Raw genomic sequence first — 6,964 nt, forward strand, 5'->3', positions numbered from 1 at the left:
CGCAGCCGGCGGCTGCGGGCGTCCCCTGCACGGCGCATCATCCCGCGCCGGCCGCCGTCCCCGCGGTCCGGCCACGGGACGGTCTAGCGGCGATGTGAACGTCCCCCGTCGCCCCTCGATGCGCGAGGAGCGGTCGTCGGGCCGGGTCGTTCAGCTGAAGCGGCAGCGCTGGAGGAAGGGCAGCAGCACGCGCAGCACCTCGTCGGGCGCGCGTTCTGGCATCAGATGTCCGCCGCCGACGGAAGCGCCGGATACGTCGTCGGCCCAGGCGCGCCATGCCGCGAGCGGATCGCCGCCGTCGGCGCCCGCCGGCCAGCAGTACAGGACCGGGCATGCGATCCTGCGTCCGGCCGCCCGGTCGGCGCGTTCGTGCTCGACATCGATGCCGAGCCCGACGCCGTAGTCGGCAAACATCGCGCTGCGCCGGCCGGAACGAGCGATGGCGGCGTGGTAATCCGCCACCGCGCGGGCATCGAGCAGGCCTTGTCCACCCGCCAACTGCCCGAGCATATGGTCGAGATAGGCGCCCGGATCGGGGCCGAGCAGGCGCTCCAGCAGGTCGGGCGGCTGCGTGAAGAAGAACCAGTGCGGCCCGCGCAGTCCCCGCTGTCCGTCGATACCGTCCCAGATGTCGAGTGTCGGCACGACGGTCAGCGAGGCGTATCCCGCGACGCGCTGCGGGACATCGAGCGCCAGCCGGTATCCCGCCCGCGCGCCGCGATCATGCCCGACGACCGCGTATCGCGCGTGCCCCAGACTGTCCATGAGCGCGTCGATGCAGGCGGCGATGGTCCGGCGCGGCGGTTCCCGCGCCACGTCGGCGCCCGCAGCCGGCTCGCTCTGGCCGTAGCCGGGCAGGTCCGGCACGACGACCCGGTAGCCCGAGGCGGCGAGCACCGGTGCGATGCGGTGCCAGGCGGCGAGCGTCTGCGGCCAGCCATGCAGCAACACCACCGCCGGCCCCTGCCCTCCCTGGAGGACCCGCAGCAGCGTGCCGTCCGGCAGGCGCAGGCGCTGCTCGGCAAAGCCCGCAAACAGGGCCTCCATGTCGGTGAGCGGCGGCTGCATGGCTAGCCCCGCCAGAGGATCGGCCGCGAGCCGCCTGCCGCCTCATCGCGGCGGTCGGGACCGGTCGGGCCGGGCCGGGCCGCCTGCGTGACGTCGCTCATTGCTGCCACTCCATGGCCCGCTTCACTCGCGGCCCAGCTTGTCCCATATCTCGACCGCGCTCAAGGTACACTCGCCACCGAAGCACGATCCCGCCCACGCGCGCCCCGCCATGTGTCCACCGACACAGCGATTTCAATCCCGGCAAGCTCGGAGACGACGTGTTGATTTCGGCGCTTCTCAGGGCGGTGGATGGCGTTCCCTCCGGCGTCGGGACTTTCCTCTTCAAGGACGTGGCGCCAGGACCGGCGAGCCCTCGCAGCGGCCTGGCGATCTCCGCGGCTCACGCCCGCATCGAGAGAGCGGCCGAGCGGCTGGCGCGGCAACGCAGGCAGAAAGTACATCGCGTTTCGCTCGAGGAGCATCGTGGTAAAGTACACGTGCGGGTGCAGCTTTCCTGAGAATTCCCCTTTCCCGGCTCGATCCCTGCGATGCATTGACGAGGCGATGTAACTGTCCTCTCCTGTCTCCCCCCTTGCCCGCGCCCCCGGTCCGGTGCATGAATGGCGGCCGCCCGAAATTCGCCCGCATCCCGGCACAGAACCCGTTTCCAGGGACGTCGAACCGCCACAGGCCATGGAAAACCCGTTCGAACCGAAAGACCCGCGGACGCCGCGTGCCGCCAGGCTGCTCGAGATCGATGCCTGGCTCGATTCCACCCTCTATGACGCCGGCTTCTTCCTGCGCGACCGCTGGGAGCGCATCACCGTGTTCTTCCGCCGCTTCCGCGTCTACGGCCTGCAGCGGGCGGTGGTGGAAGTGGCTTCGGAGGGGCTGACGCTGGGGGCCGCCGGATCGGTGGTGCTGCTGGCGCTCGCCATGCCGGCCTTCGAGGAGACGGCCGGCGACTGGCGCGCTCAGGCCGATTTCGCCGTCACCTTCCTCGACCGCAACGGCACCGAGATCGGCCAGCGCGGGCTGATCCAGCGCGATTCGGTGCCGGTGGACGAGATGCCGGACGTGGTGATCAAGTCGGTGCTGGCCACCGAGGACCGGCGCTTCTTTGCACACTGGGGCATCGACTTCCTCGGCCTCGCCCGCGCCATGACCGAGAACGTCCGGGCCAATTCCGTCGTCCAGGGCGGCTCCACCATCACCCAGCAGCTGGCCAAGAACCTGTTTTTGACCAACGAGCGCACGCTGGAGCGCAAGGTCAAGGAGGCGTTCCTGGCCGTCTGGCTGGAGATGAACCTCTCCAAGAAGGAGATCCTCCAGCTCTATCTCGACCGCGCCTACATGGGCGGCGGCACCTTCGGCATCACGGCCGCCACCGACTTCTATTTCGGCAAGGGCATCAAGGACGTGACGCTGGCCGAGGCGGCGATGCTCGCCGGCCTGTTCAAGGCGCCGGCGCGCTATGCGCCGCACATCGACCTGCCGGCGGCGCGCGCCCGCGCCAACCAGGTTTTGACCAACATGGTCGAGGCGGGCTTCCTCACCGAGGGGCAGGTGCTGGCCGCGCGGCGGCAGCCGGCCGCCGTGGTCGACCGCGACGGCGCCAAGAATCCCGACTATTTCCTCGACTGGGCCTTCGAGGAGGTCAAGCGCATCGCCCAGCGCATGCCTGGCCACTCGCTGGTGGCGCGCACGACGCTCGACCTCGGCATCCAGGCGGCGGCGGAGGAGGCGCTCGAATTCCACCTGCGCCAGCACGGCAAGGAATACGGCGTCAAGCAGGGCGCCATCGTGGTCCTCGACAGCGAGGGTTCGGTGCGGGCGCTGGTGGGCGGGCGCGACTACGGGCTGTCGCAGTTCAACCGCGCCACCTCGGCGCAGCGGCAGACCGGCTCGTCCTTCAAGCCCTATGTCTACGCCACCGCCATGGAGAAAGGGTTCACGCCCGACAGCGTCATCTCCGACGCGCCGATCACCTGGGGCGCTTGGTCGCCGAAGAACTACACGCGCGGCTATTCGGGCCGCATGACCCTGTCGACGGCGCTGATCAAGTCGATCAACACCGTGCCGGTGCGTCTCGCCAAGGAGCATCTGTCGATCCCGCCGATCAAGAAGCTGACCGAGGAGATGGGCGTGGAGAGCCCGGTGTTCTCCGACAAGACGATGGTGCTCGGCACCTCGGGCATGACGGTGATGGACCAGGCGACGGGCTACAGCGTCTTCGCCAATGGCGGCTATGCCGGCACCCGGCACGGCATCGTGCAGCTCGTCACCCATGCAGGCGACGTGGTGTGGGACTGGCGCCGCGACGCACCGCCGCCGAAGCGCGTGCTGTCGGAGCAGGCGGTCGCCTCCATGAACCAGATCCTCGTCCAGATTCCCGAAATCGGCACCGCCCGCCGCGCCGCGCTGCAGGGCATCCGCAGCGCCGGCAAGACCGGGACGACGCAGGCCTACAAGGATGCGTGGTATGTCGGTTTCACCGGCAACTACACCGGCGCCGTCTGGCTCGGAAACGACGAATTCACGCCCACCCGCAACATGACCGGCGGCTCGCTGCCGGCCATGACCTGGCAGCGCCTGATGACCGCCGCCCACCAGGGCGTCGAGCTGAAGCCGATCCCCTACATCGAAAAGCCGTTCCTCGACGAGAACGGCAAGCAGACGGATGCGCCCGTCGTCGCCGAGGGCGCGTCGGAGGGCGACGAGGCCGGCGAACGCGTGCCGGTGCTGTCGGCGCGGACGGCCGCGCTGCTGCGCGCCATGTCGGACCTCTTCCGCGATTCGCCGAAGCTCTCGGCGGCCGGCGAGAGCGAAACCCTTTCCTCGCTTTGACCGGCAGGCCGTCGATGCGCAGTGCACCCGCCGGGCGAGCCGAACGATGATGCGACTGGTGTCGTCCGTCGGCCTCGTCTTCATCCTCGCCATCGGCGGTGGCGCTGCGTCGGTGCATGTCGCGCTCGATCGTCTCGCCGGCTTCGACGGCCTGACGGTCGGCCCGTGGATCGCCTTCCCGAACCGCGGCACGCCGGGCGCGGACCCCTATTCCAAGGCGCGTTTCTCGCGCAATGCCGAACTGCCGCTGGGCAAGGCCGAGGGCCTGGCCTTCCTGGCGGCTGCCGATTCGGCCGGCGAGCCGCTGCGGCGGGCCTGCAGCTACCGGATCGAGGGCCGGCTGCCCGCGGCACGGTTCTGGACGCTCTATCCGTCGGACGCGCAGGCCAGGCCGCTGCCGGCGCAGAAGCTGCGCTGGCCGGGGCTGCATTCGATGCAGGTCCTGCGCCGGGCCGACAATTCCTTCGAGATCGTGGCCAGCCCCGCACCGCATCCGGGCAACTGGCTGTCCACCGGCGGCGCCGGCACGATGAACCTCGTCCTCACGCTCTACGATGCGCCCGCACTCGGCAATCCGGATGCCGCCGAGGTGGAACTGCCCCTGATCTACCGGACCGGCTGCGAATGACGCGGGCCTTCCACATCCTCGTCCTCGGCGTCGTCGGCGCGGCCATCGTCCACATCGCCATCCTGATGCTGCTGCCGGTCCTGTCGGAGCGCGACGCCTGGGCGCGGCTGGCCTCGCAGGGCGACCTGCGCCAGCCGGTCAGGCTCGAGCCGTCCGTCGAGGGATCGCCGGTGCCGCTGGCCGATCCGTTCTTCCTGGGCGGCGGGTGCCGCTTCGACCTGCACCAGCACGGCGTCCTGCATGTCACCGCCGGCGCCGGCGCGCCGTTCTGGTCGGTGTCGGTCTACGACCGGCGCGGCTACAACCTCTACTCCTTCAACGACCGCACGGCCGCGGGCGGGCGGCTCGATCTCGCCGTCGCCACCTCCGCCCAGCTGACCGAGCTGCGCCGCGAGCTTCCCGATGCGCTGGCGCGGTCGATCTTCGTGGAGGTGGACAATCCGCAGGGCATCGTCGTCGTGCGCGCCTTCCGGCCCGATCCGACCTTCGAACCCGTCGTGGAGCGCTTCCTCGGGTCGATAGCCTGCGAGGCGGTGTGACGGACGATAAACCGTCTTTCGTTGCGAAACGGCACAGGACGCTGTATAGACGGCGCGATTTCCCATTATTCGGTGGCTCAATCCACCGCCCGCGCAGGGATGCGCGGCGAACGAAGAGGAGTATCTTCAGTCATGGCCAACCAGCTCTTGATGCCCAAGGCGACCGCCGTGTGGCTGGTCGACAATACCGCCATGTCCTTCGAGCAGATCGCCTTCTTCTGCCACCTCCATCCGCTGGAGGTGCGCGCCATAGCCGACGGCGAGGCGGCGCAGGGCATCAAGGGCCAGGATCCGGTAATGACCGGCCAGCTGTCGCGCGAGGAGATCGCCAAGGCCGAGGCCGACCCGAACTACCGGCCGCGGCTGTCGGAGCCGAAGGTCCGCATCCCCGAATCGAAGCGCAAGGGGCCGCGCTACACGCCGCTGTCGAAGCGCCAGGACCGGCCGAACGCCATCCTGTGGCTGGTGCGCAACCACCCCGAGCTGAAGGACGCGCAGATCTCGCGCCTCGTCGGCACCACCAAGTCGACCATCGAGCAGATCCGCGAGCGCAAGCACTGGAACTCGGCCAACCTCGCGCCGATGGATCCGGTGACGCTCGGGCTCTGCTCGCAGATCGATCTCGATCTCGAGGTGCAGCGCGCCTCGCGCGGGCTCCCGCCGCAGGCGGCTTCCGGCGACACGCTCCTGCCCGCCTCGATGACCGAGACGCTGGAGGTGCGCCGTCCCGCCGAGCCGGAGGGCGAGAAGGAACTCGACGCCAGCGCCGTCTTCGCCAAGCTCACCTCGCTGAAGCGCACCCGCACCGACGACGAAGACGAGGACTGATCGTCTCGTCGGCGCCCTCGCGTTCAGCGAGGCTCGGCCGTGCCCTTGCGCGCGGCCGCCCGCCTGCCCTGCGGCGTTCCGCGCGTGGGCGGGGGCGGGGTGACGCGCTCGTAGCGTACGCCGGGGAAGATGACGATGGCGGCCGGCTCGTCCGGCCGCGGGCGCGCGGCGCGCGATGCCGCGCTGGCCGGCGTGAAGATCAGGATGTTGGTCATGGCTCCGGCGATCCCTGGTCGATGCACGCGGGTACGCTTACGAACGATGTGCCGACACACTGCCGCCCACAGGGTTAACAGCTCGCTAACACATTGCCGCTAATGCTGTCGGATGGAAGCGCCGGAGGGGAAGAGACGGCATGCCGTCTCGCCCGACCGCCGGCGCAGCGTTCGTGTCAGGCGTCAGGCGTAGCAGTGTCATCGGTTTTCCGGGAGATCGCGATTCGCACCGAGAGCGGCAAGTCGGACCGGCTGTTCCGCGCTGCGGTTTCGGCCTTTACCTCGCTGACGCGGCCGTCGCGACGCGAGATCGCCCAGCTCGCCCAGCTCACGCTGCCCCTCATTGATCGCACCTCCGTCGAGGCGCGCCGCTTCGCCTGCGCCGTCCTGTCGGACTCGCGCCACGCGCCCGCCGATCTCGTCCAGCGCCTGTGCGAGGAGCCGGTCGAGACCTGCGCGCCGCTCCTGATCCGCTCGCCGCTCCTGTCCAATGCCGACCTCGTGCGCATCATCGGCGCGAAGGGCGCCGCGCATGCCCGGGTGATTGCCCGCCGCGGCGACCTGCACCCGGCGATCGCCGCGCTCACCCATGCGCTGGTGCGTGCCGCCGAGCAGGGGCAGGACGCGCTGCATGCACCCGTCGCGCCTGCCGCCCCGACGGGTACCGCCGGCACCGGCCTTCCGCCCCGCGTTTTTGCCAGCGCCACCGCTCCGGTTCCGCCGGCATCGCCCGCCCGCCCCGCCGTCCCGGCCGCCGCAGCCCGCCCCGCGGCCGCGGCCGCTTTCGCCGGTCCTGCCACGGCCGCCGTCACCCGTCCCGCCATGCCCGCCGCCGCGACACCGGTCGCGCCGGCATC

At 70.3% G+C, this 6,964-nt stretch carries 6 protein-coding genes and 1 pseudogene; 5 read left to right on the forward strand and 2 right to left on the reverse strand.

The window, feature by feature from the left end:
* Nucleotides 1-150: 150 nt before the first annotated feature.
* A complete protein-coding gene (locus tag N1F91_RS25195; RefSeq protein WP_289996256.1) occupies nucleotides 151-1,068 on the reverse strand; it encodes an alpha/beta hydrolase in 918 nt (305 codons plus the stop codon).
* Between the two features lie 675 nt (nucleotides 1,069-1,743).
* Here N1F91_RS25195 and N1F91_RS25200 point away from each other — a divergent pair.
* The 4 genes from N1F91_RS25200 (at nucleotide 1,744) to N1F91_RS25215 (ending at nucleotide 5,892) form a co-directional block, all read left to right on the forward strand.
* Nucleotides 1,744-3,897 carry a PBP1A family penicillin-binding protein gene (locus N1F91_RS25200; protein WP_289996257.1) on the forward strand — a complete coding sequence of 718 codons (2,154 nt, stop codon included), beginning with the start codon at nucleotides 1,744-1,746 and terminating at the stop codon, nucleotides 3,895-3,897.
* 46 nt (nucleotides 3,898-3,943) lie between these two features.
* Complete coding sequence (locus tag N1F91_RS25205; protein ID WP_289996258.1) at nucleotides 3,944-4,525, forward strand: DUF1214 domain-containing protein; 582 nt, start codon at nucleotides 3,944-3,946, stop codon at nucleotides 4,523-4,525.
* A complete protein-coding gene (locus N1F91_RS25210) occupies nucleotides 4,522-5,064 on the forward strand; it encodes a DUF1254 domain-containing protein (RefSeq protein WP_289996259.1) in 543 nt (180 codons plus the stop codon). The genes N1F91_RS25205 and N1F91_RS25210 overlap by 4 nt, the downstream gene beginning before the upstream one ends.
* 132 nt (nucleotides 5,065-5,196) lie before the next feature.
* The gene (locus N1F91_RS25215) at nucleotides 5,197-5,892 is read left to right on the forward strand and encodes a DUF1013 domain-containing protein (protein WP_289996260.1); all 696 of its coding nucleotides are present in this window, start codon (nucleotides 5,197-5,199) and stop codon (nucleotides 5,890-5,892) included.
* Between the two features lie 23 nt (nucleotides 5,893-5,915).
* Here the strand turns inward: N1F91_RS25215 and N1F91_RS25220 are convergent, their stop codons facing one another.
* Complete coding sequence (locus N1F91_RS25220) at nucleotides 5,916-6,107, reverse strand: hypothetical protein (RefSeq protein ID WP_289996261.1); 192 nt, start codon at nucleotides 6,105-6,107, stop codon at nucleotides 5,916-5,918.
* Between the two features lie 195 nt (nucleotides 6,108-6,302).
* On the opposite strand from N1F91_RS25220, the pseudogene N1F91_RS25225 reads away from it, so the two are divergent.
* Nucleotides 6,303-6,964 (forward strand): annotated as a pseudogene (locus N1F91_RS25225) (hypothetical protein); the annotation flags it as partial.

Origin of the sequence: Aquibium sp. ELW1220, from assembly GCF_030398385.1 — a bacterium.
GTDB lineage: Bacteria > Pseudomonadota > Alphaproteobacteria > Rhizobiales > Rhizobiaceae > Aquibium.

Excerpts from the sequence above, each read along its gene's own strand:
- N1F91_RS25195 (WP_289996256.1), bottom strand. The coding sequence starts at position 1,068 with ATGCAGCCGCCGCTCACCGACATGGAGGCCCTGTTTGCGGGCTTTGCC.
- N1F91_RS25200 (WP_289996257.1), top strand. The coding sequence starts at position 1,744 with ATGGAAAACCCGTTCGAACCGAAAGACCCGCGGACGCCGCGTGCCGCC.
- N1F91_RS25205 (WP_289996258.1), top strand. The coding sequence starts at position 3,944 with ATGATGCGACTGGTGTCGTCCGTCGGCCTCGTCTTCATCCTCGCCATC.
- N1F91_RS25210 (WP_289996259.1), top strand. The coding sequence starts at position 4,522 with ATGACGCGGGCCTTCCACATCCTCGTCCTCGGCGTCGTCGGCGCGGCC.
- N1F91_RS25215 (WP_289996260.1), top strand. The coding sequence starts at position 5,197 with ATGGCCAACCAGCTCTTGATGCCCAAGGCGACCGCCGTGTGGCTGGTC.
- N1F91_RS25220 (WP_289996261.1), bottom strand. The coding sequence starts at position 6,107 with ATGACCAACATCCTGATCTTCACGCCGGCCAGCGCGGCATCGCGCGCC.